We start from the raw sequence: 16,123 nt of genomic DNA, 5'->3' as shown, positions 1-16,123 counted from the left end.
TCAGCAGGTAATACATCGTGATCTTCAACAAAATGTCTCTAAAAACACAATTTATATCCGTGATCGCACTACCCTGCCTTGTACTCTTGCTTGTCAGTTGGGCGGGGTTACGCGGCCTTTCTAGCGTGCAAGAGCAAACAAAACAGCTTGCCCAAAACACCAGCGCACCAATGAGATCCCTTGCGGAAGTTGCTTCACGTATTCCACGCATGCGTGTTGGTATCGATATTATTTTGCTGCAAGAAATCCCAGCCATGCAGGATAAACGAGGCGCACTCACTCGCGTAAAAGAAACCCGCGCAGAGGATATTCCTGAGATGGATATGGCTCTCAAACAAGCCCTGGACTCTCAAGTTAACCCAAAAATGCGCGCAGAAGTACAAAAGGTCATAGATATATTTACTAAAGTCAAAAGTGATGAGCTAGCACCAATGCTAACGGCAATAGAAAACAATGACCTAACCACAGCTCAAGAAATATACAAAACAAAATACGCGGACAGCTATGGTGTAATGCGTAAAGCCGTCAATAAAATACTTGATGACTTACTTGAACAAGGTCAGCAAGGCTATGCTCAAAGCCAAGTCAATTACGAAAACAGTCGCAACAACATGATTACCTTAATCATCATAGCATTATCGGCTTCCATTATCTTAGCTTGGCTCATATTACGCCGTCTTAATAGCCGTGTTTCTTACCTTCAGCAACACATTTCAAGTGCCAGTGACAAACTTGATCTTGGCACCGTAATGAAACTAGATGGCAAAGATGAACTGAGCGACATTGCTCAGCACTTTAACCAGTTTATTACCAAAGTACGTACCGCCATCGAAAATGTAGCCGAGAACTCACGTCAGCTTGCTCACACCGCAAATGATGTCGCAGCAAAAGCAAAGGCTACACACACAAATTGTCTAAATGAGCGCGATCGTACTACTCAGATTGCCACGGCAATTCATGAAATGGGGGCTACAGTAGAAAATATCGCAGAAAATGCATCTCAAGCAGCAAGAGCTGCCCAAGAAGCCGACAAACAAGCTCATCAAGGTGCAGGTTTGGTTGCACGTGCCCGCCAAGGCGTGACAACGTTATCTACAGAAATACAGCACATCAGTTCAGATATCGGTTCATTAGCAACGCAGACAGATTCGATTGGTAGCATCCTAGACACTATTCGTAGTATCTCTGAACAAACTAACTTGTTAGCCTTAAACGCAGCCATTGAAGCAGCTCGTGCAGGCGAACAAGGTCGAGGATTTGCAGTAGTTGCCGATGAAGTTCGTAACCTTGCAAGCCGCTCTGCCGCTTCCACCGATGAAATTCAAAAAATGATCGATAAGCTACAAGAGCAATCAGCAAAAACTGTCGCGACCATTCAATCAGGACAAGACCAAAGCACTACAGTAGTTGATCAAGCAAACGAAGCAAACAGCTCGCTTGAACAAATCACCAAGCATATTGGTCAGATTAGCGATATGAACATACAGGTTGCTACCGCCACAGAAGAACAATCGCTTGTGGTAAATGACATGAGCAAAAACGTCGAAGAGATTAACCTGCTAACAACAGAAACTTCTGAGATAGCTGATGAACTGACAGCATCAAGTACTAACTTGCAAAAACTGTCGGTTCAACTTGATAAATTGGTTACCCAGTTTAAGCTTTAAAACAAACAGCTAATTGACAAGAAAATCATAGAAATAAGAAAGGGAGGCAAACCGCCTCCCTTTCTATTACTGCTTTATACTTATCTTTAGCTGACTAGTTCTTGTCATTCGAAAGACAAGCAGCTGCGGTAAACAGTACATCCGTCGAACTATTCAGCGCAGTCTCAGCGGAGTCCTGCAATACGCCGATAATGAAACCGACAGCAACAACCTGCATCGCAATCTCATTGGGAATATTAAATAAGCTACACGCCAATGGGATCAATAATAATGAACCTCCAGCCACGCCCGATGCGCCACATGCAGACACAGCCGCTATCACACTAAGCAATAACGCTGTACCAAAATCCAATGAAATACCCAAGGTATGTACAGCCGCTAAAGTTAAAACCGTAATGGTAATCGCAGCGCCAGCCATATTAATGGTCGCGCCTAATGGAATAGACACAGAATAGGTATCTTCATCCAAGTCTAAACGCTTACACAGATCTAAGTTGACCGGAATGTTAGCTGCAGAGCTACGCGTAAAAAATGCCGTCACGCCACTCTCTTTTAAACATTTAAAGACCAATGGATAGGGGTTACGACGAATCTTCCAGAACACCAATAATGGATTGGTAACAAAAGCAATAAACAACATAGCACCAATCAACACAGCTAACAGGTGTGAATAGCCAAACAGGGCATCAAAACCTGTCGCAGCTATGGTGCTGGCAACCAAACCAAAGATACCAAACGGCGCCAAGCGAATAATTACCGACACAATACTTGTCACACTGGTCGCCAAATGCTGCAGCAATGCTTTTGTAGCTTCGGAGGCATGACGCAACCCCAATCCAAAGCCAATAGCCCAAGTCAATATGCCTACATAATTTCCCTGAACAAGGGCATTGACGGGGTTATCAACCATTTTAAATACTAATGTATGCAAGACTTCGCCAATGCCTTGAGGCGCGCTCTGGCTCAAATCTGGTGAGACTAGGTTTAACTGGGTAGGAAAGACAAAACTAAATACCACCGCCGTTAATGCCGCAACAAAGGTGCCAAAAAAATAAAGGACAAGTACCGGACGAATATGACTTTGTTGAGCCTGCTTATGATTAGCAATAGATGCCATTACCAATAAAAACACCAAAATCGGAGCAATAGCTTTTAGCGCTTTAACAAAAAAATCACCAAGCAAACTAGCCGATAGAGCGGTGTTAGGTGAAATGTATGCCAATACGACACCACAGATAATACCGATAGCAATTTGTAGTACTAAGCTACCGCGCAAATAACGCTGTAGTAATGATGGTTTATGATCTAACGTCATTATAAAGGGGTCCATTGAAGTTTTCGGAATCGCACCTTACTGCATCTAGATAAAAAAATGAACCATTTTAGGGCGTTATTCGAGAAATTATTGCACGATATCAACCAAGTTCGACATTTAACCGATCATTCAACTTCCTCATTTTCTACTTAAAACAACACTTGTACTTAACTGACATTAGACCCATATTGCTTACATATAAAAACCTTACTAAGGAATTGAAATGTCGAATTTGTTAGATAAATTGAACTGGCGCTATGCCACTAAAAAAATGGACTCAAGCAAAGCCGTTGAGCAAGAAAAAGTAGACCGAATTCTAGAAGCGATTCGTCTTACAGCAACATCTAGCGGGCTTCAGCCATATGAAGTCATCGTAGTAAAAAACAAAGCATTACGTGAAGCCATCGTGCCTCACGCTTGGAACCAAGCGCAAATTACTGATGGTTCTCATCTATTAGTTTTTGCCGCGTGGGATAACTACACAGAAGAACGCATCAACAAGATGTTCGATTTAGTAAACGACGAACGTGGCTTTAAAAACGAAGGCTGGGAAAACTACCGTCAAATGATTTTAGGCGCTTACCCTCCTCGTGATGCCGAAGTGAATTACCAACACGCTGCTCGTCAAGCTTACATAGGTCTTGGAACAGCACTAATCGCGGCCGCCGAAGAAGGCGTAGACAGCACACCAATGGAAGGTTTTGACCCTGCAAAAGTAGACGAAATTCTAGGTCTAACTGAACGCGGACTTCGCTCTGTGATTCTACTTCCTTTAGGCTACCGCGCAGATGAAGGCGACTGGTTAAAAGGCCTGAAAAAAGTACGTCGTTCAGCAGAAGACTTTATTACTGAAATGAACTAATTTGCTGTTTCGTTGAAACAACAAACCTAAAACGTCAGTCTTCTGGCGTTTTTTTTGTCTATTATTTGAACTTAGCAAAAGCATGAAAACTCACTCAATAGACAAAAAATGATGAACCAAACACACCAAAACTTGCGTATGTTATAGGGATACAACTCAACAACAGCATAAGGACAAAGCATGGTGAAATATCTAGGCCCCTTCTTCATTACCCTTTTGTTAAGCGCTTGCTCTTCTAACGATAGCTGGCGCACTGCAAGCCGAGAACCCGCAGGCATAGCCCCATCTCCAGAAGAAGAAAAAAACGCTGTTATAGAATTTTATGCCGCCGATGCTTTCAGCTGGCGCGGTTGGTTTGCAGTCCATACTTGGGTGGCAACCAAAGAGAAGAACGCGTCCGATTATACTGTTCATGAAGTTGTTGGTTGGAGAGTAGATAGAGGACTTTCAGCCTTATCTGAATATAAAACCACAACACCAGATCGCTATTGGTTTGGCGCAAAACCAGAAAAAATTCTTTCAATTATTGGCCCAAAAGCGGAAGCATTGATTCCAAAAATCAACGAAGCAGTGAAACGTTATCCTTGGGCAAACGAATACACGGTATTCCCTGGTCCAAACAGCAACACCTTCCCAACCTGGATTGGCTTACAGGTCCCAGAACTCAATCTTGATATGCCTTTTAATGCCATTGGTAGCGGTTACGCTGACAACGAACCTAACGATTAATTTCCGAGGGGCGAGCTTATCGGAAATTAAGTCAGTATTTAGAAAGCCGCCATATTGACCCGCCATACCCCTTAGGCTACGTTTTCTCCATGGAAAACGAAGCGCGCTGATCTTGTTGTTAAAGCGAACTCTCCAACCAAACTTTTAGCCTAAGGTTCCAGCCTAGGTAACAATAATCCGAACTCGTCGTTTTTCACGAGCACGTCTTACAAGGCAAAAATATGGTCATGAATTTCGCTTTTGAAGCACAAAAAACACAACAGCGTTTGTTAGCCGAATTAGATTTTAGCCAACTGACTTCTCAACAAAAAGCGATCTTTGTTAAGCGATTAGAGAACGGTTTTGCACCACTCTTCGAACAGCTTTTCCCGCTTTATGGACAGTGCTTCGATCTTCATTATCATCTCAAGGTGTTGCTACAATCCTTTATCGATTTTCATAAGAAAAAACGCCCTGCCCAAATCAAAGACAAATCAGAGTTCTGGTTCAAATCCAATCAAAATGTCGGCATTGCCGTATATGTGGATTTATTAGCTGACGACCTCAGCTCTCTAATCGATAAGATCCCTTATTTTGAATCCTTAGGAATTAACTATGTTCATCTAATGCCGCTTTATTTAGCGCCAGAAGGCAACAGTGACGGCGGTTATGCGATTTCGGATTACCGTACCGTGTCACCTAATTTGGGCACCAACAAAGACCTAAAAGATCTTGCTTCCGCACTGCATAAAAAAGGCATACGCATGGTGTTGGATTTTGTGTTTAATCACACATCAGACGAACATCGTTGGGCCAAAGCAGCAAAATCAGGTGACCAAGAGTTCCAAGGCTATTACTACTTCATGGGCGAGCAAGACGCCATGGAATACAACCAAACCGTACGCGAAATATTTCCTCAAATTCGTCGCGGCAGTTTCACTTATTTGCCCGAATTAGACCGCCATGTTTGGACCACCTTTAACTCGTTCCAATGGGATTTAAACTATTCCAATCCGGCGGTGTTTGTCGCTGTCGTCGAAGAAATGTTACATCTCATTCTAAACGGTTGTGATGTCTTACGACTCGACGCCTTAGCCTTTGTCTGGAAAGAAAAAGGAACAGTGTGTGAGAACTTACCTAAGGCTCACAACCTGATCAAAGCTTTCAAAGCCTGCTTGGACATCGCAGCACCACAAGTCGTCTTTAAATCCGAAGCAATTGTTCACCCTGATGAAGTCAATAAATACATTGGCGCCGATGAGTGCACACTGTCTTACAACCCACTAATGATGGCCTTGTTATGGGAAAGTTTAGCGACACGCCAAACCAACTTGTTGTACCAATCTCTTGAGCGCAGCTTCGCGATTCCAGAGCATACGACTTGGATCAACTATATCCGCTGTCATGACGATATTGGTTGGTTATGGGATGACGCCATTTCTGATCGTCTTGGCATTGATGGTATTGGTCATCGTCGCTTCTTGAATCAATTCTATACTGGCCAATTCGAAGGCTCTTTTGCTGCAGGTGTGCCGTTTCAAGAGAACCCAGTGAATGGCGATTGCCGTGTTTGTGGTACCTTGGCGTCTCTTGCGGGCGTGGAAAATGCCATCGCTGCAAACGATCCATTGTTGCTTGATCATGCTATCAGACGCATACGAGTGCTCAACGGTATCAACTTCGCTATGCCGGGCATTCCATTGCTGTATCAAGGTGACGATCTTGGCGTGCTTAATAATGATGATTACCTAAACGACCCGACAAAAGTAGACGATAGCCGCTGGGTGCACCGTAAGAAGCTCACCAAGCAAGACTTCACCCTTGCAGAGGATACTAGCGCACCACAGGGTAAAATCGCTCAAATGATCCGAGAGATGATTCAGATCCGCAAAGCTAATCCACTTTTCGCTGCGCAAGAATTTGAATTGGTTTCCCTAGGCAGCGAACACCTATTCGCCTTTAGGCGACAAATGGACGACAAAACACTATTAGTCATCGCCAACATGAGCGAACACCTAGTACCGCTCGAACATCTACCACTTGGGAAATCACTAAGCGAACTGATCGGACAAGACACTGCAATGAACTTGTTAAACAAGGAATTCATTGATTTGCCATCGTTAAGCCTTATTCAACCGTTAGATATCCTTTGGTTGGTTAATAACTAAGTGCTTTCTCACGGATACAAAAAAGCGGACTTACTATAAAGTAGATCCGCTTTTTTATGTTCGACTACATCTAATCAATGCTTTGCAAATTTCTCAATAGCAGATTTATTATGAATGTCGACTAATTCACCAATATTTATCAACTCGCTTTTAACAATAGACCAAGCCTCATCTGCTTCTTTAGTCCTATTTTCACTCAAAGAAAACGGAAGAAGAACCTTCTTAGGAAGTAAGTCTAAGCTAGCCATACGATTTAAACGAACTTCATTGTTACCTACTACCTCAAAAATTTCTTTTGCAGTAAGTTTGTCGTTTATTTCAATAGGCTGTATCAACTTCAATGGCTCACCTTGCTCACTTAACTGAGTAAAGTCATAGGTTACTTCAAAGACGCTTTTTGAAAACTTATGCCGTTTAAAAGGGTATTCAAGACAAAGCGAATCAAGTTGAGATCTTAAGATACCAGCTAGTTTTAGCCTACTTTTGACCTGAGAGGCTGAGCTATGACTGACCATACGAGCAAATACACTATTAAGTGTTCCGTCAATTGAGTCCGTTATAACAGTTCGAACTTCACTGAAACGCAACAAAGTTGCACGAGGTTTAACCAAAAAATCAAATGCCTCTTCTGCAGTCATGTGATGATGAACGACTTGTTCTTGAACAAAAGCCAACTCTTTTTGATAAGATGTCATTGCAAATTTGAACACTTGCCTATCATCAATATGAAAAAATTTTGAGACCCTAGCACCAATATCAGTAGTATCTAACTTGAATACGAAGGAGTTATGGTTTTTTGAATAAAGAAGTACGCCCACATTAGCAAACTCACCAGTTTCACTATAGGGAGCAAAGCGTAGAACAACGTATTTGCAAGCATATTTTTTCATACAAAAAACCAAAAATCATCGTCAGTATAACGGCTTAAAGTGTTCTCTATGGCAACAAGATCAACATCTGCTTTAAGTGTATTTATAGGTGAATCACTATACTGCCATTCTTCTGGCAGAGAGCCAATAATGTTATTTAAATTAAGTAAAATATCTTCAATCTATCCACTTAACTCAGCTCTAAAAACCAAATCGCTGAGCAATTTTCTGTCAATCTGATCATAAAAAAGATGACCAAAAACATCATCTCTAGTGTATTTTTTATCAAAAGCATTATTGTGATCTATAACTCGGATACGCCTATCACTAACCAAAAGGTTCGTATTATCACTATTTCTATCAGCGTTTTTCACCCAATAATCAAAAAGAAAAATCTTTAACTTTTCCTCTTCAGTGACGATATGCTGCATCGTTTTAGGCTCAAACCACTGCGCCAACTGGATCTTCTTCGAACCAAAAATAGGGCCGCATCCTAGGTCAAACTGAGTATCAAAATCTAATTCAAAATAGAGTTCTTCAGGTATTTCAACCAGCTCGTATTCTGCAATAGGAAGACCAAATGCCGATGCTAAATTAGCACATATCCACTCATTAATTTGACTCGAGCGAGGCAAGCCTTTAACAATAAAAGAATTCCCATCCTCATCTAGACACTCATATGGATTGCTATAACCTTGCTCAACCTTTCCAATCACTTCCACTATCATTTTCACAATAAAGATCCCTCTAACTTGTAATAATCTAGTGCTTGGTCGAACCCGGATTCGGGATAAAATTAATCACCATTTCTTCCGCTTGAGGAGCGCTGCTGTGAGGCGTATTCACTCGCGTTGGAATTTCAGTTGGTTGCGCTTGAACCGTCGTAGACTGCTCATCCGTGTAACCACAGGAAATGCACTCACGATATTGCTTTTCAGCGTCATCATCACGCCATGCACGAATCTTATCCATCTCACTACAACGAGGGCACACCGCCCCTGCGATAAAACGTTTTACTGTCATAACCCTAGCTACCTTTAATAAAGTAACGCCCTGAACGACGTTATAAAAAAGCAGCGTCTAATCATCAGATAAGACGCTGCTTCCTTGCAGAATAAAAACTTAAGCTGCGATACCGCTGTGTCTTAACAAGGCATCTGTACTTGGTTCACGACCACGGAATTCAGCGAACAACTCCGCAGCTGGACGAGAACCACCATTGGCTAATATGGTATCACGGAAGCGTGCGCCGGTATCTTTATTGAAGATGCCGTCCTCTTCAAATTTCGAGAATGCATCAGCCGACAAGACTTCCGCCCATTTATAACTGTAGTAACCCGCCGCGTAACCACCTGCAAAAATATGCGAGAAGCTAGTTTGGAAACGGTTAAATTCAGGTGGCGTCGTTACTGCTACTTTGCTGCGTACGTCGTTGATAACTGATTGAACAGAAATGCCTTTTTGGTATTCCATGTGCAAACGGAAGTCGAACAAAGAAAACTCCAGCTGGCGCATCATCTGCATACCAGATTGGAAGTTCTTCGCTGCCAGCATCTTGTCTAACAAATCTTGAGGCAATGGTTCGCCCGTTTCGTAATGACCTGCAATGTGGGCAAGCGCTTCTGGCTCGTAACACCAATTTTCCATAAATTGACTTGGCAACTCGACGGCATCCCATGCCACACCGTTAATACCGGATACGGATGAAACATCCACTTGCGTCAACATGTGATGTAAACCATGACCAAATTCGTGAAATAAGGTAGTGACTTCATCGTGAGTCAACAAGGCTGGCTTGTCGCCAATTGGCGGAGTGAAATTACACACAAGGTAAGCAATCGGCAGCTGCAAGCGGTTATCGCTCAAACGACGACGAGTACGGCAAGAATCCATCCATGCGCCACCGCGTTTTGCTTCGCGAGCATAAGGATCTAGATAGAAGCGAGAAACGTCTTCGCCGTCTTTGCTGATAGTGAACAGTTGCAAGCTCTTGTTATAGCTATCAAATTCTTTTTCTTCACGAATATCGACGCCAAATAAGGTTTGTGCCACGTGAAACAATCCTGACAAAACCTTATTCATTGGGAAGTAAGGACGCAGTTCTTCTTGGGAAATACTGTATTTATGCTGACGCAGTTTTTCAGCGTAATAGGTCATGTCCCACGCGTTTAATTTTTCCACGCCATTTTCATCTTTTGCGAACGCAGTTAACTGTGCAAGATCTTGTTCTGCCGAGCTTTTTGACTTAGCCGCCAAGTCTTCTAGGAAGTCGATAACTTGCTGACCGTTGTCCGCCATCTTAGTAGCAACCGACAATTCAGCATAATTATCAAAGCCTAAAATCTGTGCCATTTCATGTCGCAATGCTAAAATTTCGTCGATCAGAGGTGCGTTGTTAAATTTGATATCACCACCTTGATCAGAAGCGCGAGTAGCAAAAGCACGATACATTTCTTCGCGTAAAGCCGCGTTGTCAGCATAACTCATTACTGGCATGTAAGATGGGAAGTCTAGGGTGAACAACCAACCGTCTTTTTCTTTGGCTTCGGCCATTTGCTTCGCTTGTGCCAGAGCAGATTCGGGTAGACCTGACAACTCATTTTCATCGGTAACAAGCTTGCTCCAAGCCTGAGTAGCATCCAACACATTTTCACCAAACTGGCTACTTAATTCAGATAAACGCTGACTGATCTCACCATAGCGCTTTTTCGCCTCGCCTTCCAAACCAACGCCAGATAACTCAAAGTCACGGATGGTTTGTGTAAGCGCTTCGCTTTGCGCTTGGTTAAGATCTTTTGCAGCTTCACTTTCCGCCAAGTTTTTATAGGCTTGATACAAGGCTTTGTTTTGCCCAAGATCTGTATAAAACTGCGTTAATTTTGGTAAGCAAGCATTGTAGGCCGTACGTAAATCTGGGGTGTTTTTTACAGAGTTCAAATGACTAATTGGAGACCAAAAGTTATTCAAATCGTCATGCAACTGATCCAAAGGTAAAACAAGGCTTTCCCATGTTGGATTGGTATTTTCACTCACACAGGCATCAATCGCTTCTTGGTTATACTTGAGTAGTTTTTCTAGATCCGCTTCGATGTTCGCAACATCGATATCATTAAAATTCGGTAAGCTGGTCGCGTCCCATACAGACTGTGACATATCGTGATATCCTTTTATATTAATTGAACGCTGTAATGCATTGGTCAATACTATGCTTACTAAGATAGGTTGTCTTAACACTTTTTCAATGCATAAAAGCCTATTGTGTTAATAGTTCCTTCATTTGTTTTAACAAAACCCCCTTTAAGTGAGGATTTATGGTGATGAAATCTTTCCGTGGTAAAACACCACAATTAGGCGATCGTGTTTGGGTCGATGACAGTGCCGTTATTATTGGCGACGTTACCATAGGTGAAGACAGCTCTGTGTGGCCATTAGTGGCTATTCGTGGCGATATGCACAGCATTCGTATTGGAGCGCGCACTAGCGTCCAAGATAATTCCTGCCTACACATTACTCACGCCAGCACTTACAAGCCAGAAGGCTACCCTTTGAACATTGGTGACGACGTGACAGTTGGACACATGGCCATGCTACACGGCTGCACCATTGGCAACCGAGTATTAGTCGGCATGGGCACCACAATCCTTGATGGCGCGGTAATTGAAGACGAAGTCATCATAGGCGCAGGCTCTTTGGTGCCACCTGGCAAGCGTTTAGAAACAGGCTTTATGTACATGGGTTCTCCTGTGAAACAAATCCGTCCACTCAACGACAAAGAAATCGAATATTTTCAGTATGCCGGGCTTAACTACGTCAAACTGAAAGATGAGTATTTGGCAGAAGCAGCCACGAGCAAATAGACAAATAAACATCACGGTTGAGTGGTAATAAAGTCCCAACTAACCTCGTCTAACAATAGACAAACAACCCGAGGCTTAAATGAGCAATGCGAACCTCTCTGTTGAGATGGACTCTTCAGCAGCAGTTAACGTCTTTCAGGATGCTGTTTTTATTGAAGAGTTACGTACGCAGATGCTGAAGTTCGCCAAGCTTCAAGTACGAGACAATCAATTAGCCGAAGCCGCAGTACAAGAAGCCATGTTCTCTGCGTATCAAAATATTGATCGTTTTGCGCGACAAGCGGCGTTTAAGACTTGGGTATTTTCCATATTGAAAAACAAGATCATAGATTTGTTGCGTAAGGAAAAACGCCATACGGCAGCCAGTCAGCTCGAAGAGGGGCCCAATTTAAGCGGTGAAGCATTAATCGAGCACTTGTTCGAGGAAAATGGCCATTGGCAAAAAGACGAGCGCCCTAAAAAATGGGATCAGCCAGAGCATGGTGTTGAAAACGAGCACTTCTGGCGTATTTTCGATGCTTGTTTGGATGCTTTACCAGCTAAATATGGTCGATTATTTATGATGCGCGAATTTCTCGAAATGGATACACCTGAGATTTGTCATAACGAAGATGTGTCGGTAAGTAGCCTAAATGTCACTTTATATCGTGCTCGTCTACGTTTACGGGAATGTTTAGAAGATCACTGGTTTCAAAAGGAGAAGTCGTAAATGATAAAATGCAAACAAGCGACCCAAATGCTCTCGGAGAAACTCGATCGAACATTATCCGCCAAAGAAAAAATAAACTTGGCAATGCACACTGCAATTTGCACTCCTTGTCGTCAGTTTGGTAAACAAATGGAGACCATTCGCGAATTATCAAAATCCTATACCAAAGCAAAAAAGCCAGATGAAAAATAATATTCATCTGGCCTCGGAGAAACACTTAGGAATTCAAGCTCGCCAGTGTTTTTTTATAAAAAGCAAAAGCGTCCATCGCTCCTTTTATAGCCAGAGCTTCTTGCTCTTCCGTTAGCGACAAAGCATCTAACTGAGCAACAAACTTACGCCAATGCGGCGCTCGTCCTTCAGGATGTGCTGCTAAATGCCTAGCGCCATGGTCTGCATCAAAGCTCAATTTCTGTGTTTCTTTATACAAAAATGCTGCACCAATATTCGACCCTTCACTACAATAAAGCCAGCCAATGGCTTGGTACAGATCTGTTGGCGTAGCTAACAAAGATGCATCAACATCCGCCTTTAAGCCCAAGTCATTCAAATCCGATTCAACAGCAGACAACCTAGGTAATTCAGCTAATCCAGGAAACAATGCCTGCAGATCATCATGCTGATATAAGGGAGCAACCGACAGGTGAAAAATATGCTGTAAACGCAAAAATTTTCTGTAATTTTCTTCGTTTGCAAATGGCTCAGACTGCATCACCAGTGAATCAACACTATCGTGATTAGTGCGTGTGGAATATTTTAAACGCTTTGAAAAAGTTACTATTTCTTGCTCTTTATCTATAGTTTTCATATGTGACCTCATTCAAAATCCATCTTAAACAATCATAAAAACTAACTTACCAAATAGCCACTTCATTTATATTAAGAAAAGCTAACATTTCTTTATTTTATTTTTAACTTCTGTTGGCCTAGACCACATCCATAAAAAACCAACAAGCATTCCTAATAAAGCAAAAAACAAAACGTATGAACTAACTCCGCTATATACTAGCAAACAAGCGCATAAAAACATGCTTATTGACGATATCACTTTATTACTTCTAGAAATCACCTTACCGTTATTCCAATTATATAAAGTAGGCCCTGTAAATCTATTATTATTTAAGAATCGATGAATCCTAGGGGAGCCCTTTGATGACGACCAAGCGCAAAGCAATATAAACTCAGTAGCTGGAATACCAGGAACCATAATTCCCACGAAGGCCATAATCAAGCTAAGAAAAGAAATAACTTGATACATGAAAATTTTATTTTTTACAAACATGCATTCAATTCCAGAAAACATTATTTATTAACATTTAATCTATCAAATATTAATAAATTAAATATCAAGACCAATTATTAACATTCATTCTATCTAATAACTCAACCATTAATGTATTAAGAATGCTTAATAAATAAAAGCTAGCTCTTTACCAATCAATTGCTAGGATGGACAATCTTTACAGAAAAAACAACCAAGATTGTAAGAAAGAAGGAAAGCAAAAAAACAAACCATACGATATTGATAACCATTATCAACTGATGCTAGTATGTTGATGCTCTTTTGAACACTCATTACCACTTTTATTCTATAGAGATAAGAAGATATGCGAATTCTCGTTGTAGAAGATGATGCTTCCGTTAGCCATTGGATTAGCAGCAAGCTGCATGTATCGGGTCATATATGCAAGCTAGTAGATAATGGTGAAGACGCATTAAGCTTGATAAAAAAAGAAGTTTTTGATGTCATTTTATTGGATCGTGTCCTTCCTAAACTAGACGGTATCCAGTTGCTCGGTTTACTAGGAGATACTCCTCACCCACCTATACTTATTCTGTCGGCGAACGATCAAATATCGGATCGAATAGAAGGTCTCAGAGCAGGTGCTGATGACTACCTAGGCAAACCATTTGATTTTACCGAGCTACTTTTACGCCTAGAACGATTGTACTTCCGTACCAAAAAAGTAGCTTCAAGCAATCTTATAAAAATCAAAGATATGATGATAAATCTTGAATTACACGAAGTAACTCGTTCAGGACAAAAGATTGACTTAACCAACAAAGAATTCAAATTACTCTATGTACTTGCCGAACATCCAGGACAAACCGTTACTCGCAGCATGTTGTTAGAAAAAGCATGGGGATATCACTTCGACCCACAAACTAACATCCTAGATGTTCACCTTTCCAAATTAAGACATAAGCTAGATGGTGGATCTAAAAATCCAATCATTCGAACTATTCGTTCAGTTGGTTATGCTTTAGGATGATTCTGTGTTTATTAAATCGTTGTCCCATAGTAGCAGCTTTAGGCAAGCTACTATCATTGCCTTTATTTGCTTATTGATATCTTCTGCTTCTATTTTTATTTGTGACTACATTTTAGACAACATCATGAAAAGTCATGTTAAAAATATGATTTTTGAAAATATAGATAATCAAAAATTAAATAATAAATTTAACAGCAGCAATGATTTATCAATACAATTAAAAAATGAAAACTATAAAGAAAGCAGAAAAGATCACTTCACCTTTATTTTTGACGCTTATGGAAAAGTTTTATTAGGAAATAAGCAGAACGTATCAGATAGTCAAATCCAATACTTACAAAAACACAATATAAATTCGCCAAACTTTGTTTCGTTAAAAGATAATAATGTCGAGTTATTGGGACTATTAGTACCTTTAAATGATGGCGGTATGTATTTTAACGCATACAACGTAAAACCAATGAACCAACAAACTCAAATAATCTCTCTTATGACTGGTGCTGGGCTGCTGGCAATACAACTCATGATTTTAGTCATTAGCCTACGCTTTAGTCGACACAATCTCTACCGCGTTAATCACATCATTGACACTCTAGAGCAATATGCCAGTGGCAAACACGACGTTAGAATTAAGTCAAACGACAATAAAGATGAATTCGATCAACTGAGTCAAGAGATTAATATTGTACTTGAACGCACTCAGAGGCTAATGGGAGAAGTTCGAGACATTACTAGCCATGTTGCACATGAACTAAGAACCCCACTCACTCGCCTGCAGCATAGGTTGATCAACTTATTAGAACGCGTAGGAGGAAAAGAGCTCAACGAACTAGAGCAAGCAATTAAAGAAACCGAGCAGATACAAATACTTTTTCGCTCTATCATGCGACTTTCTGAAGTCGAAACAGGGCAAGTTAGCCACCAAAAAGACCACATTAATGCTTATGACATATTGCATGAAGTTTATGAGTATTATCAGCCATTAGCAGAAAACTATGGAATTAACATAAAGCTCGAAGCACAAAAAAAACATGTTTTTTGTGCTGATAAAATCCTTATTTTTCAGGCTATTGCAAACCTATTAGATAACGCTATTAAATACGCACCAGAAAGTGAAACTATCACTCTAAAAATAGATTCATCATTGGGAAATACCTTTATAAGAGTCTCAGATCAAGGTAAAGGCATCCCAGAAGAGAGTCTGCAATTTGTCACTCAGAGATTCAAAAGGCTTTCTTCCAAAAAGGACGTATTCGGACACGGATTAGGACTGACTCTGATCCGAGCTATAGTCTCTTTGCATAATGGTGAGTTAGTTTTAAGCAATACACACCCTGGACTCTGTGCTTGTATTAAAATTCGTTCAAATAAAACGACTTCATGGTAATTTAAGCCCCCTGTCTCGTCCTAAAATACGTTGACGATTTTTGTTAAGCCAGTATGGATTCCATACTGGCTTTTTCATGCACTTCTTCTGGTGTTTTCATATTTAGACTTAAGTGAGGTCGATACCTATTATAAATATCAATAGACTCACTAATATGCCTTTCTAACTCTTTAAAAGTTCTGCATCTTCCAATCAAAAATTCTTGCTTCAATATGCCATTCACCCTTTCTGCTAACGCATTTTGGTAGCAGTCATAGCCATCTGTCATCGACGGTCGTATTTTATTACGTTGTAATTCTTTTTGATAA

Annotated in this window: 16 protein-coding genes and 1 pseudogene; 9 read left to right on the top strand and 8 right to left on the bottom strand. The window is 41.0% G+C overall.

What is annotated here, in order from left to right:
• Nucleotides 1–17: 17 nt before the first annotated feature.
• A complete protein-coding gene (locus B6N13_RS00085; protein ID WP_211172718.1) occupies nt 18–1,667 on the top strand; it encodes a methyl-accepting chemotaxis protein in 1,650 nt (549 codons plus the stop codon).
• A 94-nt stretch (nt 1,668–1,761) separates the two neighbouring features.
• Here the strand turns inward: B6N13_RS00085 and sstT are convergent, their stop codons facing one another.
• Nucleotides 1,762–2,982 (bottom strand): serine/threonine transporter SstT, encoded by a 1,221-nt coding sequence (sstT, locus tag B6N13_RS00080; RefSeq protein WP_169458066.1) that lies wholly within the window; start codon nt 2,980–2,982, stop codon nt 1,762–1,764.
• A gap of 223 nt (nt 2,983–3,205) precedes the next feature.
• Here sstT and B6N13_RS00075 point away from each other — a divergent pair, with 223 nt between their 5' ends.
• From B6N13_RS00075 to B6N13_RS00065, 3 genes are all read left to right on the top strand, one after another.
• Complete coding sequence (locus B6N13_RS00075) at nt 3,206–3,844, top strand: NAD(P)H-dependent oxidoreductase (protein ID WP_011978161.1); 639 nt, start codon at nt 3,206–3,208, stop codon at nt 3,842–3,844.
• Between the two features lie 180 nt (nt 3,845–4,024).
• The gene (locus B6N13_RS00070; protein ID WP_169458065.1) at nt 4,025–4,573 is read left to right on the top strand and encodes a DUF3750 domain-containing protein; all 549 of its coding nucleotides are present in this window, start codon (nt 4,025–4,027) and stop codon (nt 4,571–4,573) included.
• 221 nt (nt 4,574–4,794) lie between these two features.
• Nucleotides 4,795–6,720: an amylosucrase gene (locus B6N13_RS00065; RefSeq protein ID WP_169458064.1), complete on the top strand. Its 1,926-nt coding sequence runs from the start codon at nt 4,795–4,797 to the stop codon at nt 6,718–6,720.
• A gap of 74 nt (nt 6,721–6,794) precedes the next feature.
• Here the strand turns inward: B6N13_RS00065 and B6N13_RS00060 are convergent, their stop codons facing one another.
• The 4 genes and pseudogenes from B6N13_RS00060 to prlC all read right to left on the bottom strand — a co-directional run bounded on the left by B6N13_RS00060 (nt 6,795) and on the right by prlC (nt 10,742).
• Nucleotides 6,795–7,610 carry a DUF3037 domain-containing protein gene (locus tag B6N13_RS00060; protein ID WP_169458063.1) on the bottom strand — a complete coding sequence of 272 codons (816 nt, stop codon included), beginning with the start codon at nt 7,608–7,610 and terminating at the stop codon, nt 6,795–6,797.
• Nucleotides 7,607–8,317 (bottom strand): annotated as a pseudogene (locus tag B6N13_RS00055) (HipA family kinase). The gene B6N13_RS00060 and the pseudogene B6N13_RS00055 overlap by 4 nt, the downstream one beginning before the upstream one ends.
• A 34-nt stretch (nt 8,318–8,351) precedes the next feature.
• The gene (locus B6N13_RS00050) at nt 8,352–8,612 is read right to left on the bottom strand and encodes a YheV family putative zinc ribbon protein (RefSeq protein WP_169458061.1); all 261 of its coding nucleotides are present in this window, start codon (nt 8,610–8,612) and stop codon (nt 8,352–8,354) included.
• A gap of 99 nt (nt 8,613–8,711) precedes the next feature.
• The gene (gene prlC, locus B6N13_RS00045; protein ID WP_169458060.1) at nt 8,712–10,742 is read right to left on the bottom strand and encodes an oligopeptidase A; all 2,031 of its coding nucleotides are present in this window, start codon (nt 10,740–10,742) and stop codon (nt 8,712–8,714) included.
• A 158-nt stretch (nt 10,743–10,900) separates the two neighbouring features.
• On the opposite strand from prlC, the gene B6N13_RS00040 reads away from it, so the two are divergent.
• The 3 genes from B6N13_RS00040 to B6N13_RS00030 all read left to right on the top strand — a co-directional run bounded on the left by B6N13_RS00040 (nt 10,901) and on the right by B6N13_RS00030 (nt 12,347).
• Complete coding sequence (locus B6N13_RS00040; protein WP_048813868.1) at nt 10,901–11,446, top strand: gamma carbonic anhydrase family protein; 546 nt, start codon at nt 10,901–10,903, stop codon at nt 11,444–11,446.
• 79 nt (nt 11,447–11,525) lie between these two features.
• Entirely contained in the window at nt 11,526–12,155 is a 630-nt protein-coding gene (locus B6N13_RS00035) for an RNA polymerase factor sigma-70 (RefSeq protein ID WP_169458059.1), read from the top strand.
• Nucleotides 12,156–12,347: a zf-HC2 domain-containing protein gene (locus tag B6N13_RS00030; protein WP_011978152.1), complete on the top strand. Its 192-nt coding sequence runs from the start codon at nt 12,156–12,158 to the stop codon at nt 12,345–12,347.
• Nucleotides 12,348–12,372: 25 nt separating this feature from the next.
• On the opposite strand, the gene B6N13_RS00025 is transcribed toward B6N13_RS00030, so the two are convergent.
• Both B6N13_RS00025 and B6N13_RS00020 read right to left on the bottom strand, forming a co-directional pair.
• On the bottom strand, nt 12,373–12,963 hold the full coding sequence (locus B6N13_RS00025; RefSeq protein ID WP_169458058.1) for a biliverdin-producing heme oxygenase: 591 nt from the start codon (nt 12,961–12,963) through the stop codon (nt 12,373–12,375).
• 81 nt (nt 12,964–13,044) lie between these two features.
• Entirely contained in the window at nt 13,045–13,413 is a 369-nt protein-coding gene (locus B6N13_RS00020) for a YbaN family protein (protein ID WP_282434053.1), read from the bottom strand.
• A 349-nt stretch (nt 13,414–13,762) separates the two neighbouring features.
• On the opposite strand from B6N13_RS00020, the gene B6N13_RS00015 reads away from it, so the two are divergent.
• Both B6N13_RS00015 and B6N13_RS00010 read left to right on the top strand, forming a co-directional pair.
• A complete protein-coding gene (locus tag B6N13_RS00015; protein WP_169458056.1) occupies nt 13,763–14,428 on the top strand; it encodes a response regulator transcription factor in 666 nt (221 codons plus the stop codon).
• A 4-nt stretch (nt 14,429–14,432) separates the two neighbouring features.
• Nucleotides 14,433–15,815: a HAMP domain-containing sensor histidine kinase gene (locus tag B6N13_RS00010; RefSeq protein ID WP_169458055.1), complete on the top strand. Its 1,383-nt coding sequence runs from the start codon at nt 14,433–14,435 to the stop codon at nt 15,813–15,815.
• A 43-nt stretch (nt 15,816–15,858) separates the two neighbouring features.
• Here B6N13_RS00010 and B6N13_RS00005 read toward each other — a convergent pair.
• A partial coding sequence (locus B6N13_RS00005) for an integrase core domain-containing protein (protein WP_169458054.1) occupies nt 15,859–16,123 on the bottom strand: 265 nt, incomplete at its 5' end.

Origin of the sequence: Marinomonas sp. UCMA 3892 (assembly GCF_012726345.1) — a bacterium.
Classification (GTDB): Bacteria; Pseudomonadota; Gammaproteobacteria; order Pseudomonadales; family Marinomonadaceae; genus Marinomonas.
The sequence above is the reverse complement of the archived record's forward strand: the minus strand, read 5'-3'. Positions and strand labels throughout refer to the sequence as shown.